Annotated in this window: 23 protein-coding genes; 19 read left to right on the top strand and 4 right to left on the bottom strand. The window is 65.7% G+C overall.

All coding sequences use genetic code 11. The features are described from left to right. Position 1: 1 nt before the first annotated feature. A complete protein-coding gene (locus E5554_RS14060; protein WP_136187159.1) occupies positions 2–2440 on the bottom strand; it encodes a hypothetical protein in 2439 nt (812 codons plus the stop codon). A 160-nt stretch (positions 2441–2600) separates the two neighbouring features. Between E5554_RS14060 and E5554_RS14055 the strand changes: the two genes are divergently transcribed. Next, complete coding sequence (locus E5554_RS14055; RefSeq protein WP_037506983.1) at positions 2601–2978, top strand: LysR family transcriptional regulator; 378 nt, start codon at positions 2601–2603, stop codon at positions 2976–2978. Here the strand turns inward: E5554_RS14055 and E5554_RS14050 are convergent. After that, the gene (locus E5554_RS14050; protein ID WP_136187158.1) at positions 2973–3959 is read right to left on the bottom strand and encodes a cytochrome c peroxidase; all 987 of its coding nucleotides are present in this window, start codon (positions 3957–3959) and stop codon (positions 2973–2975) included. The two genes, E5554_RS14055 and E5554_RS14050, sit on opposite strands and share 6 nt — an antisense overlap. Further along, complete coding sequence (locus tag E5554_RS14045) at positions 3956–4483, bottom strand: hypothetical protein (RefSeq protein WP_136187157.1); 528 nt, start codon at positions 4481–4483, stop codon at positions 3956–3958. Before E5554_RS14045 ends, E5554_RS14050 begins: the two co-directional genes overlap by 4 nt. Positions 4484–4558: 75 nt before the next feature. Here E5554_RS14045 and E5554_RS14040 point away from each other — a divergent pair, with 75 nt between their 5' ends. From E5554_RS14040 to E5554_RS13955, 18 genes are all read left to right on the top strand, one after another. Beyond that, positions 4559–6706, top strand: a complete 2148-nt coding sequence (locus tag E5554_RS14040; RefSeq protein WP_136187156.1) for a TonB-dependent receptor — start codon at positions 4559–4561, stop codon at positions 6704–6706. A gap of 91 nt (positions 6707–6797) precedes the next feature. After that, a complete protein-coding gene (locus tag E5554_RS14035) occupies positions 6798–7034 on the top strand; it encodes a hypothetical protein (RefSeq protein ID WP_247594262.1) in 237 nt (78 codons plus the stop codon). Between the two features lie 286 nt (positions 7035–7320). Next, a complete protein-coding gene (locus tag E5554_RS14030) occupies positions 7321–8712 on the top strand; it encodes a sugar transferase (protein ID WP_004212431.1) in 1392 nt (463 codons plus the stop codon). 168 nt (positions 8713–8880) lie between these two features. Beyond that, complete coding sequence (locus tag E5554_RS14025; protein WP_010339081.1) at positions 8881–9090, top strand: hypothetical protein; 210 nt, start codon at positions 8881–8883, stop codon at positions 9088–9090. Between the two features lie 261 nt (positions 9091–9351). Further along, positions 9352–10509: a hypothetical protein gene (locus tag E5554_RS14020; RefSeq protein ID WP_136187155.1), complete on the top strand. Its 1158-nt coding sequence runs from the start codon at positions 9352–9354 to the stop codon at positions 10507–10509. A 19-nt stretch (positions 10510–10528) separates the two neighbouring features. Further along, positions 10529–11377, top strand: coding sequence for a polysaccharide biosynthesis/export family protein (locus tag E5554_RS14015; RefSeq protein ID WP_136187154.1), 849 nt, complete (start codon positions 10529–10531; stop codon positions 11375–11377). A 5-nt stretch (positions 11378–11382) separates the two neighbouring features. Continuing rightward, positions 11383–12795, top strand: coding sequence for an ATP-binding protein (locus E5554_RS14010; RefSeq protein WP_136188365.1), 1413 nt, complete (start codon positions 11383–11385; stop codon positions 12793–12795). Beyond that, positions 12792–14147 carry a GNVR domain-containing protein gene (locus E5554_RS14005; protein ID WP_136187153.1) on the top strand — a complete coding sequence of 452 codons (1356 nt, stop codon included), beginning with the start codon at positions 12792–12794 and terminating at the stop codon, positions 14145–14147. The genes E5554_RS14010 and E5554_RS14005 overlap by 4 nt, the downstream gene beginning before the upstream one ends. Then, entirely contained in the window at positions 14144–15049 is a 906-nt protein-coding gene (locus E5554_RS14000; protein WP_004212423.1) for a hypothetical protein, read from the top strand. The genes E5554_RS14005 and E5554_RS14000 overlap by 4 nt, the downstream gene beginning before the upstream one ends. After that, on the top strand, positions 15046–15852 hold the full coding sequence (locus tag E5554_RS13995) for a WecB/TagA/CpsF family glycosyltransferase (protein WP_136187152.1): 807 nt from the start codon (positions 15046–15048) through the stop codon (positions 15850–15852). Before E5554_RS14000 ends, E5554_RS13995 begins: the two co-directional genes overlap by 4 nt. Beyond that, the gene (locus E5554_RS13990; RefSeq protein ID WP_136187151.1) at positions 15845–17119 is read left to right on the top strand and encodes a polysaccharide biosynthesis protein; all 1275 of its coding nucleotides are present in this window, start codon (positions 15845–15847) and stop codon (positions 17117–17119) included. The genes E5554_RS13995 and E5554_RS13990 overlap by 8 nt, the downstream gene beginning before the upstream one ends. A gap of 3 nt (positions 17120–17122) precedes the next feature. Further along, on the top strand, positions 17123–18505 hold the full coding sequence (locus E5554_RS13985; RefSeq protein ID WP_136187150.1) for an O-antigen ligase family protein: 1383 nt from the start codon (positions 17123–17125) through the stop codon (positions 18503–18505). After that, positions 18498–19427 carry a glycosyltransferase gene (locus E5554_RS13980; RefSeq protein WP_017499216.1) on the top strand — a complete coding sequence of 310 codons (930 nt, stop codon included), beginning with the start codon at positions 18498–18500 and terminating at the stop codon, positions 19425–19427. The genes E5554_RS13985 and E5554_RS13980 overlap by 8 nt, the downstream gene beginning before the upstream one ends. Continuing rightward, complete coding sequence (locus E5554_RS13975; protein ID WP_136187149.1) at positions 19424–20365, top strand: glycosyltransferase family 2 protein; 942 nt, start codon at positions 19424–19426, stop codon at positions 20363–20365. The genes E5554_RS13980 and E5554_RS13975 overlap by 4 nt, the downstream gene beginning before the upstream one ends. Next, entirely contained in the window at positions 20365–21330 is a 966-nt protein-coding gene (locus E5554_RS13970) for a glycosyltransferase family 2 protein (RefSeq protein ID WP_004212417.1), read from the top strand. Before E5554_RS13975 ends, E5554_RS13970 begins: the two co-directional genes overlap by 1 nt. Next, a complete protein-coding gene (locus tag E5554_RS13965; protein WP_136187148.1) occupies positions 21327–22448 on the top strand; it encodes an endo-1,4-beta-xylanase in 1122 nt (373 codons plus the stop codon). Before E5554_RS13970 ends, E5554_RS13965 begins: the two co-directional genes overlap by 4 nt. Beyond that, positions 22445–23530, top strand: coding sequence for an acyltransferase (locus tag E5554_RS13960; protein WP_136187147.1), 1086 nt, complete (start codon positions 22445–22447; stop codon positions 23528–23530). The genes E5554_RS13965 and E5554_RS13960 overlap by 4 nt, the downstream gene beginning before the upstream one ends. Then, positions 23530–24465 carry a glycosyltransferase gene (locus tag E5554_RS13955; protein WP_136187146.1) on the top strand — a complete coding sequence of 312 codons (936 nt, stop codon included), beginning with the start codon at positions 23530–23532 and terminating at the stop codon, positions 24463–24465. The genes E5554_RS13960 and E5554_RS13955 overlap by 1 nt, the downstream gene beginning before the upstream one ends. On the opposite strand, the gene E5554_RS13950 is transcribed toward E5554_RS13955, so the two are convergent. Beyond that, on the bottom strand, positions 24450–25595 hold the full coding sequence (locus E5554_RS13950; protein WP_097382943.1) for a family 16 glycosylhydrolase: 1146 nt from the start codon (positions 25593–25595) through the stop codon (positions 24450–24452). The genes E5554_RS13955 and E5554_RS13950 overlap by 16 nt on opposite strands. Positions 25596–25925: the final 330 nt, after the last annotated feature.

The raw sequence follows: 25925 nt of genomic DNA, 5'->3' as shown, positions 1-25925 counted from the left end.
ATCAGGCGGCGGGTGATGGCGCCTGCACCACCAGCATCGCACCCTGCGCGTCGCGCAGGCGGACATAAAGCTTGCCATCCGTCGGCGCCGGGACCGTCAGGGTCGATCCAGTGAAGCCCTGCGCCACCGGCGCCGGCTGATCGAAGGCGGGATCGCCGGCGACGGCATCGACCAGGAACAGGTCGCGTCCCTTGATGGTGCAGCCCTGATCCTTCTCCTTGCCCGCGCAATCCACCGCCTCGATCCGCGGCAGGCGGGCGAGCGGCATCAGCGGCTGCCAATCCCCCTGTTCGCGGCCCCGCACGATGCGGAATTGCAGCGGACCAAAGGCGGGGCCGAGCGCCGCGGGATCCAGGGTCGCCACCATCACCTGCGGACTTTGCAGTTGCAGGCCGGAACCGGCCGTCAGCCGGACGCTGGCGCCGCCATCCTGCGTCGCTACCTCGATCGCATCGGCCATGGCCAATTTGGTGCCGTCCTGCGCCTGCACGGAAAAGACCAGGCGGCCGTTATTGGGCAGCACATCCGATCCGCCCAGCGTCACCGGCAGACCCGTTGCCGCGGCCGGCGTGACGCTCTTGTTGAGCAGGGTCACACGGGGACGCGCGGGGGCAATCGTGACCGGAACGGATACGGTCCGCCCATCCTCCAGTTGCACGCGGGCGCTGGCGCCTTCGGCCGGCACAGTCCCATCGCCCGCGGCCGTCAGACGCAGCCGATCGACCGAACCGTCGCGCGTCAGGCCATCGGGTTTCCAGCTACGCCCGCCCAGGTCGACGCTCGCCACCTGATCGAGGCGTTGCCCCGTCATTTCTCCCCAATTGTCACCCTGATGCACGGTCAGGCCGTCCAGCTTGCTCGCCTGAGCGTAGGCGCGCAGCGCCACGGAGAAAGGCTTGGCGACGCCCTGATATTTGACATCGACGGTGACAGGTCCGGCGCGCCGATCGGCAAGCGGCAGGGTCAGGTCCAGCGCACCGCGGCCCTGCACCTTCCAGCCGATCGCCTGGGGCGCTGCATTGCCCTGGCGCAGGGTGACACTTTCGACGCAAGAAGGTGCGCCGCCCGTCAGCGTCAGGCCGTTGTCGCGGCCCACGACCAGCGTCGGCGCCTCCCCCTTCACCTGCCAGGCCGCATCATCGGGCCGCTGCAGGATGTAATCGGGGCCTTCGAACCGGTCGAACCCCCATTGACCATAGACATGAGCCTCGATCGATCCCCTGAAGTCAGCCGACCAGGGACCATCGGCGCGGATCACATAGCCGCCGCGGTCGGCCCGCGCTTCCAGCGGATATTCGATCGTCTGGCCCGACGCCGCCTTCAACTGCACCGTCATGCCGCGCGCATAGCTGGTCGAATAGATGAGCGGCGCTCCCTCGACCGGCAGCACCGTGCCGGGCAATGCCGCGCAGATCGGCGCCTGTGCCCCGCTGCGTAGGCGCGGCGGGCTGTCCGCCTCGATCGAGGGCATGCCGACCACCATCACCGACTTGGGCTTGGCGAAGGACGGCGCCTTGTTCAGCATCAGCCCGATATTGTCGTCGCGGCGCAGGCTGACGGTCGGCAGATATTCGAAGCTGGGGCTGCTGAAGGCCCCGAACATCCGGGCCAGATCGCGCACTACGCCGATATAGGGGCTGTAATAGCCATAGCCCGCCTCACGCGTGGAGGCGAGTTGCAGGGCAAGGTCGGTCGGCGTGCCACTCAGCGTCTCGGCAATCGAACTGCTGTGAACATCGGCAAGGACCAGCTGGTCCTTATTCTCCAGCAGGCAGGCCGCCTGAAGCTCGATCACCTTGGACAGGCAATCCTCGTTGAGCTTCATCGACAGGCTGCGGGCCAGCGCCGGGGCGACGCTGCGCAGGAATTCGGGATGGCTGTTTTCCTGTGTCCGGATCGCCGTCATGAAGGCATCCAGCCGCGAGCGATCAAGCGACGCCTGATTGAGTTCCTGCGTTGCCCGGACGAACTCACCCGGCTTGCCGCGCACCGCGTCACTGACCGTACCCTCGCCACCGCCGGTCTCGGGCACCAGGAACAGCACCATCTGTCGTGCGCCGTCCGGCACGGTCAGCGTGAGGCGGCGATCCTTGTCCTTCTTTTTCCATGTCTCCGCGCTGTCGATCCAGTCCTTGGGCGGCGGGTTGGTCGCGCCCCGCAGGAAGGCCGACATCAGCACGAAATTGGCGCCCTGTTCCTTGGGCAGGTTCGGCTCGATCAGCAGCTTGTCGCCCGCCCGCAGGCTCGGCACCTGGCTGATCGGCAAGCTGGCCGTGCCGCGGGTCACGCTGACCTTGAGGTCCGGCCCGGTCAGCTCGAACGGCGCAGGCTCGACCGCAAGGCCCGGCGTCAGCAATGCCGCCCCCAATGCCGTCCCGATCAACAGGCCGATCGGCTGGCGCAGGCACGCGATCTGGATCGGGGCGGAAGGCTGGGGCATGTCTCTCTATCCGGCTATCTATGTTTTTCGGCGACCATTGCGGCTGTCCCACAGGAATTCGGCAATTCCAAGGCGGCAGCAAATGCGGGCCATGCCACCCCCTCGCTGAACCTGCGACAACGGGCTAAGAGGAACAAATCGCACGCAATCAGGCAGGGCCATGCAGACCGGAACGCTCAAGCTCAAGATCCAGATCCTTTGCGGGGATGAGATCGCCATGGGACCGGGCAAGGCCGATCTGCTCGATGCGATCGCGCTGCACGGCTCGATATCGGCGGCCGGGCGGGCGCTGGGCATGAGCTATCGGCGCAGCTGGCTGCTGGTCGACACGATGAACCGCTGCTGGAACGGCCGGCTGGTCGAGACGGTCGCTGGCGGCGGCCGTGATCGTGGCGCGCGGGTGACGGAGGCAGGGCAGGCCGTGCTGGCCGCCTATCGCGCGCTGGAACAGGCCGCGCTCACCGCGACCGGAGGGCAAGCGCAGGGCAAGCTTGACGCCCTGCTGCGGCCGATCCCCCTGCCCGCCCCTCTTTCATAATTTCTTGCCGCAGGCTTCGTCCGGCATGGCGAAGCGTGGATCGGCGAGGAAAGTCGGATCGGTCAGGCTGTCGAGAAAAGCCCTGATGGCTATCCGTTCGGCGTCGGTCAATTTCCGGCCATGGCGCAGGATCGCCGCATCCAGCGTTTGCGCGGACCCATCATGCCACCAGGGGCCGGTCACCGCGACATTGCGGAGCGGGGGCGTGCGAAAACGCCCGGCATCACTGGTCAGCCCCGTCTTTTCCGCCAGCCCCGGATCGGCGGCCGTCGCCGGTTCCAGCCGATGATAGGCGCCGTCGCTGAAATCCTGCCCCGCATGGCATGACGCGCAGCCCTTGTCCGCGAACAGATGTGCGCCCTGCCGGGCCGGCATCGACAGGGCATCGGCCTGCCCCCGTCGATCGCGATCATAAGGGCTGTCGCGCGAAATCAGCGTGCGTTCGAACGCTGCAAGCGCCGCCGACACCGTCACGATGTCGATCCGGCCGCGACGGTCCGGGAAAGCGCGCGCGAACATCCGGCGATAGCAGGCATCGGCGCCCAGCCGACGCGGGAGTTCCGCCTCCAGCCCCCTCATCCCCATTTCGACGGGATGCTCGCCCAGCAGCGGCACGGCGACCTGCGCCTCCAGGCTGGTGATTGCCGGATCGGCCATGGTGAGGCGCGGCAACCAGGCGACATTGGCCAGGCCCGGCACATTGCGCAGCCCCGGATCGCCATGGACGCCGGGCCGCGTGCGATTGCCGTCGGCAAAGCCGCGATGCTGCTCATGGCATCCGGCACAGCTCAACGTGCCATTGGCCGACAGGTCGGCGTCATAGAAAAGGCGGCGGCCAAGCTCGACCTTCGCCGTGCTCATTGCGTTGCCGACCGGGACCGGGGGCGGTGCTTCGCCCAGGGGCAAGTCCCAATACCACGGCCGCCCCGCACCGATCAGCAGCAGCGTCGCGAGCAATAGCAACCAGCGCGCCGGCTTCACGGCAGGCGGGTCACCAGCACCGTCATCTGCGGATCGCCATTGGCCGCGAGTTGCAGGATATAGTCGCCTGGTTCCAGGCTGTAATCGATCATCTTGCGGATGCCGGTGCAATCAGGGCCATGGCCATGCGCGGTCGAGGTCGCTGCGGTGCCGTCCTTCACCACATCGACCCAGGCGCCACTGCTCAGCGCCACTCGCCAGGTGCCGGGCTGATCGACGGTGAAATGGACGATGCCACCGAAGCTGACACTGCCGCCCGGCTTGGCCGGGCGAAGCGGATAGCTGATCCTGGGCGTCGGCAGCAGGGTCAGCGCCGCGGCCTGCCCGGCTTTTAGCTTGACCTTGCCGGCTCCCTTGGCATCCGCCGCCGCCTTCATCGGCTGCGGCGCACGCCACGATGCCATCTCCGCCGGCGGATCGGCCGGGGCAGCGCAGGCCGGCGTGCCCGACATTTGCGCGAAGGCCGATGCCGGCACCACAGCCGCGCACAGGGCCGGAAACAGCAGGAACAATGGCTGACGCACGGGCTTCCCTCCCGAAGGCAAAACTATATACGGCGGGATATAGCGAGTCGAACGACCAAGAATAGGGGGATTTTCATGCGACAGACCATGATGCGCATTTTGCTGGCCAGCGCCTGCTGCTGGACCGCGACGGCACAGGCGCAGGGTGCGCCCGACGCGACCGGCGACAGCGATCGCTTCTCGCTCGGCCAGATCATCGTCACCGCCCCGCGCACCAGCGGGATCGAGATTGACGGCAGCACCCTGTCCTCCGATGCCATCTACAGTTTCAACCGCACCTCGCTCGACGATGCCGTCAACCTCATGCCCGGCGTGTCCGCCGGCAACAGCGGCGGCACCCGCAACGAGCGATTGGTCTTCGTGCGTGGCTTCGACCGGTTCCAGGTGCCGCTCTCGATCGATGGCATCCGTGTCTATCTGCCCGCCGACAACCGGCTCGATTATGGCCGTTTCCTTACCACCGACATTGCCGAGGTCCAGGTGGCCAAGGGCTATGCCTCCGTGCTGGACGGACCCGGCGCCATGGGCGGCGCCATCAATCTGGTGACCAGCAAGCCGACCAAGGCGCTCGACATCGATCTTCGCGGACAGGTCAACTTCGACAATGACATGGACTATGCCGGCTATACCACGTCGGCCAAGGTCGGCACCCGGCACGATCTCTGGTATGCGCAGGCCAGCTATGCCCGCAGCTTTACCGATCATTGGGATCTGCCCAATGGCTTCACGCCGCGCGTGTCCACGCTCGAAGATGGCGGCGCGCGCGACTTTTCACGGGCGGAGGACTGGCGGGTCAATGCCAAGCTCGGCTTCACCCCCAACGCCACCGACGAATATGCGCTGAGCTATACCCATCAGGAAGGATCGAAGAGCGCGCCGCTGCATATCAGCGACACGGTCACCACGGCCCGTTTCTGGGACTGGCCGTCCTGGGACATCACCAGCGTCTATTTCCTGTCGACCACGGCGCTGGGCGACCGCGCGACGCTCAAGACCCGCGCCTATTATAACCAGTTCGATTCGATGCTCCGCTCCTTCAACGACCGGACGCAGACCACGCAGAGCCGCCCCTACGCCTTTGACAGCCCCTATGAGGACAAGGCCTGGGGCGGATCGGCCCAACTGGATTTCACCGCGACCGATGCGGACACGCTGCGCCTCGCCTTCCATTATCGCCATGATGAGCATGTCGAGTTCCAGACCAGCTTTTCGACGGCCGGCGTCGCCACCACGGAGCCGAAACAGACCCAGAGCGAGGCCACCTATTCCGTCGCGCTGGAAAATGAGCTGGCGCTGAGCCCCACGCTCCGTTTCACCCTGGGTGGCAGCTATGACTGGCGCAACCTGGAACGGGCCGAGGAATATGGCGCCCCGCTCGGCACGTCGGGCACGCCATCGGTCATCTACAATTACCCGCGCAGGGACGCCGACACCTGGAATGCGCAAGGCCGGTTCGACTGGCAGGCGAGCGATGCGCTGTCGCTCCACGCAAGCCTGTCATCGCGTGCCCGCTTCCCGACCATCTTTGAACGGTTCAGCCAGCGCTTCAACACCGCCATCCCCAACCCCGACCTGAAGGCGGAACGGGCGACCAATGCGGAGATCGGCGGAAACTGGAGCCAGGGATCGATCCGGCTGGAAGGCGCGCTCTTCTACAGCTGGGTGCGGGACGCGATCTTCAGCGTGCCGACGCCGGCCTATCCCTGCACCGCGTCGACCACGCCGCCCGCAGTGCCGACCACGGGCTGCGCTCTCACCAACCTCAGCCAGAGCCGCAATGTCGGCAAGGGCGAATATTATGGCATCGAACTGTCGGCGTCGGCGACGCTGCTGCCGGGGCTGGACGCGGGCATCAACTATACCGGCATCAAGCGCGATCTGACCGATCCGTCCAACGCGCGCTTCCGCCCCACCGGCGTTCCCACGCACAAGGGCTTTGCCTATCTCGACTGGGCACCGGTCGAACGGTTGCACATCGTCCCGAGCGTCGACCTGGCGTCGAACCGCTGGACCCTGTTCACCGCAACCCCGGCTTCACAGCCCGCCCGCTATTACCGCACCGGTGCCTATGTGAATGCCAGCCTGCGCGTCGATCTGGCGCTGACCGACCAGATCGACCTCAGCATTGGCGGGCGTAATCTGTTCGATGACTATTACACGCTGACGGATGGTTTTCCCGAACCCGGACGCACCGTCTATGCGTCGGCCCGTTTCCGCTATTGAAGCGAACGCGGCCGGGCAGGGATAATGGTTTATCTTTGCCCGGCCGCAGGTTATCGTGATCCGCGGTCGCTATTCTCGCATCGCATCGGGAATGATGATGGTCGATCTGTTTCCGCCACCACAGGATCGCAATGCCGGACACGACAGCGCCCGGTCGGCGCCACGGCATGATCCCGTCCCGCAGCATGGCGAGGATGCGGATGGCCCCAAAATCTGGCCTTTCCCCCATCATCTGGCCGAAGCCGGCGTGCAGTTCCTGTCACGCTGGGCCGGCCCCGTGGCCCTCGTCGGCGCGCTGCTTCTGATCGGCTGGTGGCTGTTTAGCTGAGCGATTTGATTCGACGTCGTTTCCATCAGGCCGGCAAGGCCTCTCACCGCGCCTGATTGATTTTCCCTGCGACAGAACGAAGGGGCGGCAGGATGAAAATTGCGCGCTCAACGGATCGTCGGAAATGTGCGTCCGAATATCCCTCCCCCAATTGTAACAACCGAGCAACTATGTCCTGCTGCTACGCAACATAAATCAAAGGCAGCGGATGTCCTGGGGAAAGATCGCCACCGTCTGACGACGGGCGGGCGGACCATGACGTCACGACGCATTTAAAGGGTTGCCGATGTCCAAAATAGATCTGGCGATTGCAGGAACCCCCAGTCGCCAGCCCGCCACCGCCGCTTTCCAGCGGAACGCGCGCCTGTGGCTGAGCCTGGTTCTGCTGCTTGCAGACATGATGGCCCTGGCCGCAGGGTTCGTCATCGGCCTGCGCGTGGCGGGTATTCCGATCCTGTCGATGGAGGTCTGGCAGCCGCTCGCCGGCGGGATATTGGTCTATGGTACCATCGCCTTTCACAACCAGGCCTATAACCCACGTTGCCTGACCAGCATGACGGCTTCATGCCGCAGTGCAGTAATGGCCTTCGCCGGAACCCTGTTGATTTTCCTGCTGGTCGTCTTCTCGCTGAAGGTTACCGACAATTTCTCGCGCCTGGGGATCAGCACCGGCCTGTTCTTCAGCGGCGCGCTGATCGTGATGCAGCGGGTGCTGGTCGTCCGCGCCGTTCGTCGCCATTTCGCCGAAGGGCTGTTCGCCCAGTTGCTGATCATCGACGACGGCCTGATCCCCGACGATGTCAACGGCATGACGATTGTGGACGCACCGACGCTCGGCCTGCGCGCCGATCTGGACGATCCCTATATGCTGCATCGCCTTGGCATGCTGCTGCGCGATTTCGATCGCGTGGTCATTTCCTGCCCGCTGGAGCGCAAGGCCGACTGGGCGCAGATGCTCAAGGGCGGCAATATCCTGGGCGAGATCATCGTGCCGGAACTCGACCCGATGGCGCCGCTCGCGGTGCAGAGCCATCGCGGCGTGTCGACGCTGGTGGTCGCCCGCGGTCCGCTCAACCTTGCCAACCGCGCCAAGAAGCGGCTGCTCGACATCATCCTGACCGTGCCGGTGCTGATCGCGCTGGCGCCGCTGATGATCGCCGTTGCCGTCGCCATCCGGCTGGACTCGCCGGGCCCGGTCTTCTTCCGCCAGGAACGGATCGGCCGCGGCAACCGCTTGTTCCATATCCTCAAGTTCCGCAGCATGCGGGTGGAACAGTGCGACACGGCCGGCGCCACCTCGACCCAGCGCGACGATAACCGCATCACCCGCGTCGGCCGCTTCATCCGCAGCACCAGCATTGACGAGTTGCCCCAGCTGCTCAACGTACTGCTCGGCGAGATGAGCCTGGTTGGCCCGCGCCCCCATGCGCTGGGTTCGACCGCCGAGGACCAGCTGTTCTGGCAGGTCGACCGCCAATATTGGCATCGCCATGCGCTCAAGCCCGGCATCACCGGCCTGGCCCAGATCCGCGGCTTCCGCGGCGCGACCGAAACCCGGCGCGACATTCTGAACCGGGTCGAGGCGGATCTGGAATATCTGCATGGCTGGAGCCTGATGCGCGACATCGGCATCCTGGTCGGCACGGCCCGCGTGCTGGTTCACCGCAACGCCTATTGATCCCACCTGCTGGCGAAGCCCCAATGTTTACAGGGGCTTTGACCAGGATTGAGGATTTTCCGCATCAGAAGCCGGCTTTTGCGATGAGCTGAGCCGGCTTTCATGCCGATGTAAACTATTTGTGAACCCTAAAATCCTATATTAACGACCGTTCATAAAGTTCCCAGGATGACGGTCGTGGCTGATGAATTGGCGGCAGTTGCCGCAACGAAAACCTCCTTTTCCGATGCGGGCATCGCCGTCCGCGATCTCCCCGAAAACGGCCATGCGCTGTCGATCGCCGACCGCGCGGAAGGTCCGATTCAGTTTGTTTCGCGCTGGGCAGGCATCCTTGCCTTCTGCGCGGCAATCGGCGCGATCGCTTATCTGATCTTCTGATCGGGGCCAGTTTCCTTGCCCTCAGATTAACAGCCGGGATCGGCTGTTAACGGCTCCTTTCGTCGATGAAACGAGCCGTTGTTTTGGCGCGACAAGTCGCGTCCGGACCCGTGTGCATTACGTAAAAATACGATTAGCATGCCCCTTGTTGCTGCAATGCAATAAGGATTCATGCGTTTGGATAATGCCCATAACCCGTGTTTGCGGGCGCGCCCCTGTGCGCCCGCAGCAAATGATTTTGCATGGCCGCATGCGGCCGCCATGGCCGCTCTTGGCGGCGCAATGCTGTTCGCCGGCCTGCCCTCCACGGCGCAGGCCCAGGATGATGACAAGCGCATAGATACGCTCGGTCTGCACCTGACGGCCGGGCTCGATCTTCTCTATGACGACAATGTCTATCGCGTCGACGACCGGGTCGAAGACCCCACCGGCGATCTGATCGTCACGCCCTCGATCGAGGCGACCTATGCCCATCCGATCGGGCGGCACGACATCCAGATCCGGGCTAAGGCTGGCTATGACCAGTTCGTGTCGGAGACCCAGCGCAGCAAGCTGCGACTCGATGCAGAAGCCCGCGCGACGATTCGATTCGGAGCCACCTGCGGCATCACGCCGCGCGCCAGCTATCGCCAGCAGCGGGCCGATTATGGCGACATCAACGCCGCGACCGAAAATCTCCAGCGCTTCTCCACGCTGGGGGCCGACCTGTCGTGCGAGCGGCCAGGCTTCTTCCCGGTCGCCGGCTACCAGCACGACACAACGCGCAACGCCGATGATTTCGACTATGCCGACCAGGACAGCGACAGCTTCAAGGTTGGCCTTGGCTATAACAAGCCCAGCTTCGGCACGCTCACCACTTATTATGAGCGCAAGGTCAGCGACCGGCGCACGCTGGGCATCAAGAACCGCATCAACGCCTATGGCTTGCGCTTCCAGCGCTCGGTCACGCCGATCACCCAGATCGACGCCGACCTGCAATGGCTGGATGTCAGCAGCGATTCCGCTGCGGTCGGCAATTATAATGGCATGGGCTGGGATGTGCGGCTGTCGACCAGCATCATCCCGCGCGTCAAGCTGACCGCCTCCACCGCCCGCGACATCATGAATGACAGCCTGATCGCCAGCGGCTTCGCGATCCGGTCCAGCTATCGGATCGAAGGGGAGTTCGCGATCAGCGAACTGACCTCGGCCGGCCTTTATGCCGACTGGCAGAGGCGCAAGTTCCGGCAGGATGCGGCGCTGCGCCCCTTCTCGATCGAGGCGGACCGCAATCGCCAGTTCGGCGCGACGCTCAAGCGCAAGCTGACCGATCGCTTCGATCTCAGCCTCGACGCCCAGCATTACCGCCGTCGGACCGACACCGATGTTTCCAACTATAGCGGCACGCAGGTGACGCTCTCAGCCCTGCTGCGCTTTTGACCCGAAGGGAGCCTGACCCATGAGAATAGCGACACGCTTCCATATCCTTGCCGCCCTCCCCCTGCTGGCAGGGCCGACCGCATTGTCGGCCCAAACCCAGACAGCACAGGCGCCTGCCGGTGCCGCGGCAGCGGCAGCGGTTGCCGCCACGCCAGCGCGGCCGGCGACGCCCGCGCCAGCCGGCTACCTGCTCGGCCCGGACGATCAGCTGAAGATCTCGATCTTCGGCCAGCCCGACCTGTCGACCGAAACCCGGATCAAGGCTGACGGCACGGTGCTGCTCGCGCTGGTTGGTCCCGTGGACGCGAAGGGCAAGACCACGTCCCAGCTCGCGTCCGACATCGCCGCCAGCTATGCCGGTGGCGGCTATCTGACCAAACCCTCGGTCAGCGTCGAGGTGAGCGACTATGTCAGCCGCTCGGTCACCGTGCTGGGCAATGTGCCCCAGGCCGGCAATTATCCGCTCGACCGCAACTATACCGTGGCGTCGATGCTGGCCAAGGCCGGCGGCGCGACCACGGCCGGCGCCAATGCCGTCATCCTGACCCCGGCCGATGGCAGCGGCGCCGTGCGCATCTCGCTCACCGACATGAGCGCCGGCGCCGGCCGACCGCTCCAGGCCGGCGACATCCTGTTCGTGCCGCCGGCCGAGAAGGTCTATGTCTATGGCCAGGTCCAGCAGCCCGGCGCCTTCTCCTATGTCGCAGGCCAGACCTTCCGCCAGGCGCTTGCCCTGGCCGGTGGTCCGACCCTCGCCGGTTCGACCCGCAGCATCAAGGTAAAGCGCGGCGGCCAAGAGGTCCAGGCCAAGCTGGATGATCCGGTCAAGCCCGAAGACGTCCTCATCATCCGGGAGAAGCTGTTTTGACCGCGATGGAACATGATTTCGGCGCCCGCTCGGCGGGCACGCTCGACTGGCTCTGGTCCCTACCGCGCCGACTGGCCGGCGGGTCCAGCCCCTCCGCCCGCGTCATCCCCGATCAGGCTCCGTTGCTGCTGGAGGAACCGGTCGCACCGAGCTTCCACCGGACGGCCGAGCCCGAACCGGCGCCCGACGACACCCCGCGACCGCTGGCGATGGGCGCGATGGCAACGCCGCTCAAGCCCATCAGCCTGCGCCGGGATTCGATCTACAGCGCCTTCAACACCGCCATGCCGGTGACCGACCGCCATGGCCTGGCCGGCCGCAACAATGAGCTGGAAAAGCTGGTCGAGGCGATCGTGGTCCAGCGCAAGCATGCGATCATCTTCGGCACGCGCGGATCGGGCAAGACCTCGCTTGCGCGGGTCTTCGGCGATCTGGCGGACGAGGCGGGCTGCGTCGCCCTTTACGGGTCCGCAAGCGGCGAGGCCGATTTCGACTCTCTGTTCCGCCCCTTCCTGACCGAACTGCCGATGAGCGGCGCGGGTCAGGAACGGGCCCGCAAGCTCGCCACCGGTCCGCTGGACGTGAATGGCCTTGCGACCCTGCTGGTCGAGGAGGTGCGCCAGCGCTCCATCCTGATCCTCGACGAATATGACCGGGTCCGCTCCGACACCGCCAAGCAGGATGTGGCGACGCTGCTCAAGCTGCTGACGGATATCCATTCGCCGGTGCAGGTCGTGCTGGTCGGCATAGCCGGGGATGTCGATGGCCTGATCGCCGCCCATCCCTCGCTGCGCCGTCATATCGCGCCCCAGCGGGTCAGCCCGATCGCCCGCCCCGAACTGGAACTGCTGCTGGCAAGCTGCGGCGAGAAGGCCGGGCTGTCGATCACGCCCGAAGCCGTGGAGGCGCTGGCCGGCGCGGCAATGGGGTCGCCCTATCATGCCCGGCTGTTCGGCATGCAGGCGGCGCTTGTTACCGAGGCCGGCGGCCGCGAGCAGGTGACTGCGAGCGATGTCGAACAGGGGCTAGCCAGCGCGCTGGACGACTGGGCGGAAATGAGCAGCGCCAGCCATGGCCTGTTCACCCGCGCCCTGCGCGACAGCGCATCCGGGCGCCGGATGATCGCGCTGGCCGGCATCGTCGCGTCGCAGATGTCGGCGATTTCGCTGGAGCGGCTGCTGCGCGTCGGCAGCGACATATTGGGCGAATATCCGGGCATGGAAGCCGATGCCAGCGATGCGCTGGCTCGGTTGGAGCCTGCCCTTACGCCCACGCCGGGCGGCGAATTGTGGATGTTTGAAGATACGCTGGCGCCGCAATTTCTGCTGCTGATGGCCAAGCAGCCCGCGCCGCGCACCGTCGCGCCGACGCCGGCCGAGGAAATGCGCGCCATGCTCCGAGGAGTGGACGGACTATGACGATGAACCCCCTGGACCTTGCCGCCGCCGTCAAGGCGCGCTGGCGGGTCGCCGCGATGATCGGCGGCGCCCTGTTCCTGCTGATCGCCGTCGCGGCCTTCATGCAGTCGCGCCAATATATGGCGACGACCTCGCTGATGCTGGACCTGTCGCAGACCGATCCGACCGACACGACCCAAAATCAGGCCCGGGTCGAGGTGGACTCGATCCTGGGCACCCAGACCGACATCATCCGCAGCGCCAAGGTGATCAACGCGGTCGCCAAGGAAGCGGGCTTCATCGACGCGCTGCCTGCGGATATGCCGGCCGATGCCCGCCTGCAACAGGCCGCCGCACGCGTGCGCGCCGGGCTGCTGGTCACCACCGGCCGCCAGAGCAATGTGCTGCAGATCCAGTATCTCGATCCCGATCCGCAGGTCGCCGCCCGCGTCGCCAACCTCGCCGCGCAGATCTACATGCGCGAGCAGGTGGAACTGCGCGCCTCGCCGGCGCGCACCTCGGCCAAATGGTTCAACGAACAGACCGCCGACGTGCGCCGCCGCTATGAGGATGCGCAGAAGCGCCTGTCCGACTTCCAGCGTGCCCATGACATCATCGGCATCAACCGCATGGATCTTGAGGCCGAAAAGCTGAAGAACATGTCCTATCAGCTGACCCAAGCCCAGGCCGAAGCCGCCGCCGCGCGCGGCAAGGCCGGCGCCGGTTCGGTGTCCGACATCGAAGGGTCGCTGATCGTCCAGAATTTGCAGGAACAGGTTGCTGCCCAGTCGGCCAAGGTGCAGGAACTGGGCAAGACGCTTGGTCCGAACCATCCGACCATGGCGGCCGCTTCGGCGCAATTGTCCGAACTCCAGACCAAGCTGGGCGCCGCCCGCGCCAGCCAGGCCGGTGCGGTCAGCGCCAACAGCGTCGCCGCCAGCCGCCGTGAGGGCGACCTCAAGTCGAACATGGCGTCGCAGGAAGACCGCATGATCCGCATGTCCGACGTGCAGGACCAGTTGATGGTCATGCAACGCGACGTCGATGCTGCCCGCCAGACCTATGACACGGTGCGCCAGCGCTTCAACGAAGCGGCACTCAAGAGCCAGATCTCGCAACCCAATGCCAGCCTGCTCGACGAGGCCGCCGTGCCGCTGCTGCCCGCCAAGCCCAACCTGCTGCTCTGGCTGGTGGGTGGCATCGCCCTTGGCCTGGTCGGCGGCATTGCGGCGGTCGTCCTGATCGAAATCGCTCAGCCCCGCGTCCGCTCCGCCGCCGGCGTGGCCCGCGCGACCGAGGTCGAAGTCATCACCGAATTGCTGCCTGCCCCCGCACGGGGCGGCTGGCTCCCCAAGCGACAGGAGGCCGCATGAGACTGCGTTCCACGGCTAGTGCCCATCCCCATCTGACCGCCGGCGCCACGACCGGCCTCAAGCCCCGCGCCCGCGATACCAAGGATTTCGCGCAACTTGCGGTCGAACATGGCTTCCTCGCCGAAACCGACATCGGCCGGATCGAAGCCCATGGCCATGCCGCCGGCCAGCCCTTCCAGCAGGCGGCGATCGACCTTGGCCTGCTCGATCCCGAGACGGCGGGCATCATCCTCGCCATGCAGGGCGGCTTCCCGCTGCTGGCGGCCGGCGACCAGCGGGTCGATCCGCTGGTGGTCAGCGCCTTCGACCCGGCGGATGCCTATGCCGCCAAGGTCCGCACCATCCGCGCCAAGATGCGCGCGGCAGCAAAGGACAGCGACGGCGCAGCCCTGCGCCTTGCCATCCTGTCGATCGACGCGGGCGACGAGGCCGCGATCCTTGCCGCCAATCTCGCCGTCGTGATGGCGCAGATGGACGGGCAGACGATGCTGGTCGATGTCGATATCGACCGCCCCTCGCTCGATCGGCTGTTCCGCGTCGCCAACAAGGCGGGCCTGGCCGAACAATTGCTGGGCAGTGCCGCGCTGCTACCCGCCGCGCGCACGGCGGTCGATGGCCTGTGGCTGATGACCGCCGGCCGGGCATCGGGCAGCGCATCCAGCCTGGTGACCAAGGGGCCGCTGGCGGACACCGCCGCCGGCTGGGGCCTGCACGACACGTCGATGCTCTTCTACCTCGCCCAGCGGCGCGGCGAGCAGACGCCGTTCGGCTCCATTCTGGCGGGCTTCGATGCCGTCACCATCGTCGCTCGGCGCGGCGAGACCGCGATCGCCGACATGCGCCGCGTGATCGACGATCTCGACCGTCATAATATCAGCATCGCAGGGAGCGTGATCGCATGAGCCTGGAGCAGGCCATTCCCCGTCAGCCGCTGCAACAGCCTGTGTCGACGCCGGAGGAGGTCGCCCTGGTCGGCGGCATTCCGGTGTCTACCCTGTCGCTCGACGCGCTGATCGACCGGATGCTGGGCGAGGCGCCGCTGCGCCGTGCGCTCGACCAGCGCCCGCTGCTGATCTTCGACTGCAATGGTCAGGGCCTGTCGATGAACGCCACCGACAAGGGCTTTCGCGACAATCTGGCGCAGGCGGACCTGATCCATGCCGATGGCCAGATCGTCGTCGCCGCCTCGCGCTGGGTCGGCCAGCCGCCGATCGCCGATCGGTCGAGCACCACCGACATGTTCATCGACAGCCTCGTGCCCGCAGCCAAGGCCGGTGTCAGCTACTATCTGCTCGGCGGCGAGGAGAAGGTGAACGCCGCCTGCGCCGATCGGATCGTGGAGATGGCGCCAGGCCTCACCGTCGCGGGGCGCCGCAACGGCTTCTGGAAGCCGGAGGAAGAAGATGCGGTGATCGACGCGATCAACGCGGCCGCGCCCGACGTCCTCTGGGTCGGCACCGGCAAGCCGCGCGAGCAGGCCTTTTGCGTACGCAATCGCGACCGGATCAAGGCCGGCTGGATCGTCACCTGCGGCGGCCTGTTCAACTATATCACCGGCGACTATCCGCGCGCGCCGATGTGGATGCAGCGCAATGGCCTGGAATGGCTGCACCGCATGGGCACCCGGCCCAAGGAACTGGCCTGGCGCTATATCACCACCAATCCCCATGCCCTGTGGCTGATCTGGAAGCACCGCCATGGCTGAGGTGCAGGCGGCTTCCGGCCGTACCCAGCGCCTGGGCACCATCTTCGGCCGCTTCGGCCTCGCCAGCTTCTCCTCGGCGATCGTCTCGGTCAGCCATCTGCTGGTCCAGCTCTTCTCGATCCACCATCTCGCCACCACCGGAATCGGCGTGCTCGCCTTCCTGCTGGTCATCATCCAGTTCGGCTACAGCCTGTCCAACGCGCTGGTGTCGACGCCCTATACGATCGCCGTCAATCAGGGCGAGGATGTCGATCGCGCGGCGCATGGCTTCTTCTTCCCGGTCAACCTGCTGCTGTCACTCAGCCAGGGGATAATCTGCGCCGCCATCGCCTGGACCACCGCCTCGCCACAGGCCGCGCTGGTCTTCGGTCTGGCCGGCACATTGTCGCTGATCCGCTGGTTCGGCCGTTCCAACGCCTATGCCCATCATGCGCCGATGCAGGCCGCCCGGTCCGACATCGCCTATGCCGCGACCATCCTGATTGGCCTGCTGGTCGCGATGCGCACCGGCGCGGACCTGACCGGCATCGGCACCATGCTCGTCGCCGCCAGCCTCGCCGGCCTGCTGCCCTTCGGCAGTCCCTATCTGCGTCGCCATGTTGCCATGTCGCCGCTGGCCGCCCTGCGCGCCTATCGCCCGGTGTGGAAGGAACAGTCGGCCTGGACGCTGGTCGGCGTGCTGTCGACCGAGGCGACATCGAACGCCCATAGCTATGCCGTGACCCTGCTGGCGGGGCCGACCGCCTTCGCGCCGATCGCCGTCGGCATGCTGTTCTTCCGCCCGGTCAATGTCTGCATCACCGCCCTCACTCAGCTGGAACGCCCGCGCATGACCCGAGCCGTGGCACGCGGCGATCATCAGGCGGCGATCCAGTCGGAACGCATCTTCATGGGCGCCCTTGTCATCCTGTGGCTCGGCACCTGCGTCGTCGCGGCCGGCGCGCTCTATTTCTTCCCCAGCCTGATCTTGAAGCCCACGCTCGACCATCAGCTGGTGATCACTGCCGTGGCGCTCTGCGCCCTGCTCTCGCTGGTCCAGTGCGTGCAGACGCCGATGAGCGTCATGACCCAGGCACGCAAGGCGTTCCGTCCGCTCGCCGCCCAGAGCCTGCGCAGCTGCGGCGTCGGCATTGCCGCCGTCACCCTGCTGACCCTGCTGGTCGCGCCCGTCTTCTCGATCGCCGGCGTCGTGCTGTCGCAGCTCGTCATGATGCTCGGCATCTGGCAGCTCGACCGCAGCTGGCGCCGCGACCAGGCGGAGGGTTGAGCGATGGCAAGCACCCCCTGGCATCGTGACATTCCCGCGCCGGTCCTGGCCCGGCCGGGCGTCGCCGCCATCAAGAAGACCGAAAGCGCCCGGCTAATCCTTGTCGCCCAAATCTTCTATTTCACCTTCCTGATGCTGGTCTTCATCGGCCAGCAGCCCTTCGCCTCGCGCACCCAGGATGAACTGGTCGCCATGGCGCAGGAAAATAACGGGTCGGACCTGTTCAAGCAGGCGCTGTTCATCGGCTTTGCGATGCTACTGACAGGTGTGCAGCTGATCCGCCGCTATCCGCCACGCTATCGCTTCACGCTCTGGCCGCTGGCCATCATGCTCGCCTGGTTCTTCATCACCTGCAGCTGGGGCGTCGATCCGTTCGTATCGTTCAAGCGGGCGATGCAGCAGCTGATCGTGATCTACATCACTTTCAGCGCGCTCAGCCTGATCGGCCCCGAAAGGCTGCTCCAGGCGCTGCGCTACGCGCTCATCCTGTCCCTCATCATCTGCTGGGTCTCGCTGCCCTTGACCTCGGCGGCGGTCCATCCGCCGACCGAGAGCGACAAGGCACTGATCGGCGCCTGGCGCGGCTTCTTCTTCCACAAGAATATTGCCGGCGCGGTCATGGCGCTCACCTTCATGGTCGCGGCCAATGCCTGGGTCGATACCAAGAAATGGTATTATGCCCTCTTCTCGGTGATGGCCTTCGTCTTCGTGATCGGGACCAAGAGCAAGACCTCGCTCGCCTTGTCCTTCGCCATCCTGGGCGTCTGCGCCGTCTATCGGGCACTGAGCGATTCCACCCAGAAACGGGCAGTGCTGCTGATCATGGTCGCGCTCGGCATGGTCGGGGTGCTGTGGCTCTATGTCGCTTTCCAGCCCGTGGTGGAGCGGATCTTCGCCGACCCCACCTCCTTCACTGGCCGCGTGTCCATCTGGGAAGTCGACCTCGCCTATCTCAAGGATCACCCTTTCCTGGGTGCGGGTTTCGGCGGCTTCTGGCAGGTCGGCGATCGCAGCCCCTCGCTCGATTATCTCAACCAGGCGTTTCAGACGCTGACCGCCCATTCGCACAATGGCTATCTGGAAATCCTGGTGACGACCGGACCGCTGGGCCTCATCATGCTGCTGCTCACCTTCCTGGCGCTGCCTGCCATCTGGTTCCTGACCGGGGCGACGCCGCAGAACCGGCCGATCATGGTGCCCTGCTTCGCGATCTGGGTCTTCGTCCTTTACCAGAATCTGCTGGAAACCTCGTTCTTCGACAAGGATCGGCAGGTCTGGGTGATCTTCCTGGCGGCCATCGCCGCCGCCCACGCCACCTACAAGGCGCGCCCGCTTCCGCAGTGGCGCCGCCGCTTTCTCGCCCGCCCGGAGGCTTCCCATGGCTAATGTCGTCATCTGCATCGCGACCTGCAATCGCCCCCAGGGGCTGCGGCGCACGCTTGCCTCGCTCACCACGCTCGAAACCCGCCACCGGATCGATGTGCTGGTCGCCGACAATGATGCCAGGGAGCAGCAGGGGCTGGCCGTGGTGGAGGCGCTGGCGACATCGGGCTATCGCTGGCCGATCGAGGCACTGCTGGTGCGCGAACGCGGCATCCCCCTGGTCCGCAATGCGCTGGTCGAGGCAGCTCTCGCCCGGCCCGGCGTCACCCATGTGGCGATGATGGACGATGACGAGGCGGCCTGCCCCGGCTGGATCGACGCGCTGGTGACGGCGGCCGATCGCTGGGACGCCGATGTCGTCGGCGGCGCGGTGCTGCGCGAGATGGACAGCCCGCTGCCCGCCTGGGCCTCGCGCCATCCGCTGCTCCAGCCCAAGCGGCGCGACAAGTCCGGCCCGGTATCGCTGGTCGACAGCACCGCCAATGTGCTGATGTCCGCCAACGCATTGCGCCGCATCGGCGCCCGCCCATTCGACGAGCGCATGGCGCTCACCGGCGGGTCGGACAAGCAGCTCTTCACCCGTATGCAGCGCGCCGGTTTCCGCTTCGCCTGGTCGGAGGAAGCGCTGGTCACCGAACTCATCCCGGCCAGCCGCGTCACCGCCAAATGGCTGCTGATGCGCGGCTATCGCGTCGGCATGACCGACATGATCGTCGCCCGCACCCATGGCGGCGCCCTTCGTGCAGCGCTCAGCGAAAGCCCCCGTATCGCGGTCGGTTTCCTGGTCGGCGCGGTCGGCCCCCTCACCACATTGGACCGCGGCAAGCGGGTGGAGCGCCTCGGCAAGCTCTATCGCGCCGCGGGCAAGATCGCCGGCCTAACCGGCATCCATTATGAAGAATATCGAAAGGTCCATGGCGCATGACCAACATCCCCTTCTTCTCCGTCGTCATCCCGCTCTACAACCGCGCCGACGTGGTCACCGACACGATCCGGTCGGTACTGGCGCAGGACTGGACCGATTTCGAGATCGTCGTCGTCGATGATGGATCGCACGACAATCCCGGCCCGGTGATCGAGGCGATCGGCGACCCGCGCCTGCGTTACATCCGGCAGGACAATGCCGGCGGTGGCGCGGCGCGCAATCGGGGCATCCTCGCCGCCGAGGGGCGCTACATCGCCTTACTCGATTCCGACGACCTGTTCCTGCCCGGCAAGCTGTCGACCATGGCGGAAGCGCTGGCGGGCGACGACGGCCATGCCGTGCTCTATTCTCGCATGAAGGTCGATCGAGGCGTCGACCGTTACTGGATCCGCCCAGACCGCGGCATTCGGGAAGATGAGGATGTCGGCGAATATCTCTTCTGCGCCAACCAGTTCATGCAGACCTCAACGATGGTCGTACCGACCCGGATGGCCCAGCAGGTGCTATTCGACCCCGCCCTCAAGAAGGGGCAGGATCTCGACTTCTGCGTCCGGCTTCAGGGCGCCGGCGCGCGCTTCCGCATGATCGACCGTCCGCTCACCATCTGGCTGGACGCCACAGAGGTCGGCCGCACCTCCTATGTGCGCGGCTATGAAACCTCGCTCGACTGGCTCGATCGCTGCGGCCATATGCTGACCAATCGGGCGCGGCGTGGCTATCGCGCCACCGTGCTCGCCTATCATATGGCGCCGATCCGCCCGGTCGCGGCGATCCGCGACCTCGCCATCGGCCTGACCGCGGGCGGCGTGCCGCCACGGGTGATCGCGCGCCAGCTGCTGCGTTCCTACATGCCCAAGTCGCTCTATCGCTCGCTCGTCAACGGCTTCGTCCTGCGTTTCGGCAAGGCCGATGCCCTCAGTAGCGGCGCCCGTTCGTGATGGCGGCCTGGCAACCTCCGTCCGCGCTGCAGGAACAGGCGGCCTCGCCGCTCTTTTCCGTGGTCATCCCGACCTACCAGCGCCGCGACAAGGTGGTCGACGCGGTGCTGTCCGCGCTCGACCAGACGATCGCGCTGATCGAGGTGATCGTGGTGATCGACGGATCGACCGACGACACCGAACAGGTGCTGGCCGGGATCGCAGACCCGCGCCTGCGCGTCATCGTCCAGCCCAATCGCGGCGCATCGGCGGCACGCAACACCGGGATCGCGCAGGCCCGCGGACGCTACATCGCCTTCCTCGACTGCGACGACCGTTTCCTGCCCCATCATCTGGCCGACCTGCTGCCCCTGCTGCAACAGGACGAAAATGTGGTCGCCTATGGCCAGGTGCTGGTCGATCGGGGCCAGGGCCGCAATTTCCTGAAGCCCCCGCGCGCAATCGCGACCGGCGAGACGATCGACCGCTATCTCATGTGCGATCGGGGTTTCATCCAGACCAGCAGCCTGGCGCTCAGTCGCGGCCTCGCCAACAAGGTCCGCTATCGCGAGGATGTGAAGTTCGGGGACGATACCGACTTTGCCGTTCGCCTTGCGCTGGCCGGCGGCCAGTTCCAGATGACCGCGCGGCCCGGCACGATCTGGGCCGACCGCGATGCCGAACATCGACTGTCGGCGGTGCGCGGCAGCGTCGGCAGCCTGATCTGGCTGCGCGACCTGCGCCCGCATATCTCGGCCCGTGCCTTTTCCGCCTATATGGGCTGGCATGCGGCCAAGAGCATCTGGCCGACCAGCCGGTTTCAGGCGATGCGCTATTATGTCGGCGCCGTGCTGCGCGGCGCCTTCGGCCCGCGGCTGGCCGCGACCGTGCTGATGCAGATCATCCTGCCCGACCCGGTCTATCGCCGAATTTCCGACCGATGGATCGACATGGCCCAAATGGTGGGCGGGAGGCCGCGCCTGTGAAGCGTCGCGAATTTCTGGCCGGCGGCATGGCGCTGGCGGCAACGCTGCCCGCTGGCGTGGCGGCAGCCGCCATGCCGCCCGGCCTCGCCACTCATGCCCGCGCCAAGGGCCGCTATTTCGGCGCAGCGGTCAAGTCGCGCCAGTTGCGCGAGGATGCCGGCTTCACCCAGGCGGTGGCGCAGGAATGCAATATCCTGGTGCAGGAATATGAGCTGAAGCGCGGCACGACCGAGCCCAAGCCGGGCCAATATGATTTCAGCGGTGCCGACCAGATCATCGATTTCGCCCAGAAGCATGACATGCGCGCGCGCGGTCATGCCTTGGTCTGGTATGCCGCCCAGCCCAAATGGCTGGAGCCCGCACTGCAGGCCGCCAGCGATCGCGGCCGCCAGAAGCTGATGACCAGCTATATCACCACCGCCATGCCCCGCTATGCCGGCCGCATCCAGGAATGGGATGTGGTGAACGAGGCGCTGGAGCCCAATGACGGCCGCGCCGACGGGATGCGCGCCGACAGCATGTGGATGCAGGCGCTGGGCGAACATTATATCGACATCGCCTTTCACACCGCGCGCGAGACCGATCCCAGGGCGACCCTGTTCCTGACCGATTATGGCATCGAACATGACTCGCCCCGCTGCGAGCGCCGCCGGACCGCGATGCTGAAGCTGCTCGACCGGCTGAAGGCGCGCGATGTCCCGATCGACGCGATCGGCATCCAGGGTCATCTCAAACCCTATAAGGAGGGGTTCAACGAGCGCCGCTTCGCCGATTTCCTCGACCAGTTGCGCGGCTATGGACTGAAGCTGGAGATTACCGAGTTCGACATTGCCGACATTGGCGGCCCGCCCAACCCCGCCAAACGTGACAGCGAAGTTGCCAGTGTCGGCCGCGCCTTCATCGATGTCGCGCTGGACAATCCGGCGATGCAGGCGGTGCTCTGCTGGGGCCTGTCGGACCGCTATTCCTGGTTGTCCAACTACAAGGATTATAAATGGCCCGACGGCCAACTGTCGCGCGGATTGCCGCTGGACGGTTCCCTGCGCCGCAAGCCGCTGTGGGACGCCATCGCCGCCGCCTTCGACGACGCGCCGCCGGCCGGGAGACATGCCGCATGAGAATTTCCTCGCTCACGGGCCTGCGCGGCATCGCCGCCGTTTCGGTCCTGCTCTATCATATTCCCCATGCGCCGGCCTTTCAGGCCTTCGCGATCCCGCTTTTCTCGCGCGCCTATCTGGCGGTCGATCTTTTCTTCATTCTCAGCGGCTTCGTCATTTCCTACGGCTATTATGACCGGCTGATGCACAATCTGGGACGGTCCAGTTACATGGACTTCCTGATCAACCGCACCGCCCGCGTCTGGCCGTTGCACCTGATCGTCACCCTGGTGTTCATGGCCCGCATCCTGGTCAATGTATCGGGAACGCAGGCTATCCCGCTCGACCTGCCCAATATCCTCACCAACCTGCTGATGATCCAGAGCTGGGGATGGGGCACCCAGCCGATCGCCGGCAACAGCTGGTCGGTCAGCACGGAGGTCGCTGCCTATCTCCTTTACCCGCTGATCGCGATCATGGCCTTTTCCCGCTGGGCCTGGGCGCAGCTGGCGCTGTGCGTCGGCATTTTGGTGCTGGTCGCCAGTTCCGGCCGGGGCGCCAGCGGCCCCCTGGATGTCAACGATTATGACACGGTGCTGACGCTGCTGCGCTGCCTTGCCGGCTTTGCTCTGGGCGTCCTGACCTATCGCATCCGCGACATGGCGCTGACCCGCAGCCTGCTTGCCGGCCCCGGCCGATTTGCCGCCATATGTGTCATCATCGCTGTCGCCTTGATGCTGCCCCGAGCCGCCGACGTGCTGGTCGTGTGCCTGATGCCGGCGCTGGTCCTCACCTGCTATTATGATGGCGCCGCCGCCCGCGCGGTGATGGCCAACCCGGTCAGCTATCATCTGGGCCTGATCAGTTATTCCATCTATCTGTGGCATCCGTTGGTGCGCGACATCATGGCCCGCGTCATGGGCATCGCCCATCGCCATGGCTTTATCGGCCATGACTGGATCTTCATCGCCGCCATGCTGGTCGCTACCTGGCTGCTCTGCTGGGCCAGCTATCGCCTGATCGAGCTGCCGGGCCACAAGATCATCAAATGGCTGCAGCGCGGCGGACGCGCCCGCCCGGCCCCGGTCAAGGTTGCCGCCTGATGCCCCCCGCCCCGACCATCTGGATCGCGATCCCGACCTTTCGCCGGCCGGGGCAGTTGCGCCACCTGCTCGAAAGCCTGGCCGCCGTCGTGCCGCATGACGATGTCCAGTTGCTGGTCGCCGACAACGACCCCGTCGGGCAGGAAGGCGCGCTGGTCGCGCACGAGATGCAGGATGACCCCGATTATCCGCTGCCCATCCGCATCCTGCATGTGCCCGAGCCTGGCCTCTGCTCGGTCCGCAACGCGATCGTCGCCACCGCGCTCGCGGCTTCGGCTATGCAGTATCTGGCGATGATCGATGATGATGAATGGCCGCAGCCCGGTTGGCTCGACGCACTCCTCGCAGTTCGAGAGATGTGCGGCGCCGATGTGATCGGTGGTCCGGTCGACGCCCATTTCCTGCGCCCCCCGCCGCACTGGGCCCGCGAAGCGCTGGTTTTCCGGGCCGAGAATCGGCCTTCGGGCGCCACCGATATGCTATGGGCTAGCAACAATCTGCTGCTCAGCCGCGCGGCGCTGGAGCGGCTGCCCGCCCCCTGGTTCGATCCGCGTTTCAACCGCAGCGGCGGCGAGGATCTGGATTATCTGACGCGCCTGCGCGATGCCGGCATCGGTTTCGGCTGGGCCGCAGATGCGCGCGTCAGCGAATGGGTGCCGCCCGAACGGGTCCGGCTCGGCTGGATACTGTCCCGCATGTGGCGGATCGGCTTTACCGAGACGCTGACCCGCCGGAAGCATCGACCCGGCATCGTCGGCACCCTCACCCTGTTCGGTCGGACGCTGGCGGTGTTCGCGATGCGCACCGCCGGCCTCCTCGCCCTGTTGCTGCCCGGCGCGCGACGGGTCGACATCGCCGGGCAGTGGATCAAATGCTGGGGCCGCCTCTATGCCCTGACGGGCCGTGGCAGCCGGGCCTATTATGGCGCCGAATAGACCTTGAAGCTGCGGATGGTCATGTCGCCACTGCCATCGTCATAGGCGCCCGTCGTCTTCACCGCGACATTCATCAGCGGATAGAAGCGGAAGCCCTTGAACGGATTGACCGACTGGTAGGTTTCCTTGCCGTCGACGAACCAGGTGATGTAGTCACGCTGGATATCGACCGCGAACTTGTGGAAGTCCTGCGAATAGCCCGACAGGCCATAGGCTTGTTCGGTCTGGATGACGATGCCGCGCTGGTCATAGCGGGTGCTGTTGGCACCGACATGGATCGTCTGGCCGACATGGCGATCGAAATCCCAATAGCTCTGATAGCCAAAGCCTTCATAGACATCGATTTCCGGCGGCCAGCCACTGGTCGAGATCAGCCAGAAAGCGGGCCAGGAACCACGCCGGTTGGGCATCTTCGCTTCCCACTCATATTGGCCATAGCCGATCTGGGAGGCGAGGAAATTGCGGCCATCCAGGATCGACGCGCCATAATTATAGGTCACGCCCTGATAGCTGATCGGCGTCTTGAGCACCTGGCTGTGCAGCACCAGGCCCTTGTTGCTCCAGTAGACCGGCCCTTCGATCCCCGGATAGGTGGTGGTGTCGACATAGAGGCCAGTCTCGCCATTGCCGGTCTGCGCCCGGCCATGCGACAGGGTCGTGGCCCAACGGTCCCAGCCGCCATCGACAGACCGCTTGTGCGTGTCCTTGAGCAGTTCGAACTGCAGCGTGCCCGAGGCCGCGAAGGTCCGCGCTTCGCGGAAGGTGCCGGTCGCCTTCTCGGTGGCCGCGACATAGGCCTTGGCCGTGACGGTTGCGGTCGACTGCCCCTGCAATGCGCCCCAGGGCGCCTCTCGCAGCTTCACGCTGAACTGCTGGCCTTCGGTCGCGCTGATGACCGGCACTTCCACCGTCTGTTCCAGCGGATCGCCCGGCCGGAAGATGACGACGGTATCGACCGTCTTGTAGTTGGTGCCGGACGTGGCCTTCAGCGTGCCGGTGCCGTTCACCGTGGTGATCCGCGCGATCACCGTGTTGGGCGTCGCCCGATCGAGATAGACCGGGACATAGGCGGTGCTGCTGCCCGGCTTGTAGGTGGCGTTGCCGATCCAGAGCGTTGCCTTGCCCGGCAATACCGTGCCATTGGCGAAGTCGAAGTCGGCAAAGCTGTTGCTGGTGCTGCTGGTCGTCGCCGTGCTGGTCGTCGCACTGCTCGCACTGCTGCTGGAGATGGTGACCGTGCCGCTATCGGCCGTGCTGGTCGATGAGCTGCTGGTCGTACTTGTTCCGCCCGACAGGATCGTGGCGGCGCCTGCCGCGAAGACAGACGTAATGATTGCTCCGGCTCCGATCATGGAGCCGGCCGATTTGCTGCGCATAATGCAACCCCCGTTTTGGTGTCCCTAAAGGGTCCGCCACGAGGGTTAACAATTGCTTCCAGACAAGCTCGCCTCGTCGCAAAT

The organism is Sphingobium sp. PAMC28499 (genome assembly GCF_004795815.1).
GTDB lineage: Bacteria > Pseudomonadota > Alphaproteobacteria > Sphingomonadales > Sphingomonadaceae > Sphingobium > Sphingobium yanoikuyae.
Note: the sequence above shows the minus strand (reverse complement) of the source record. Positions and strands in the feature narration are given on the sequence as shown.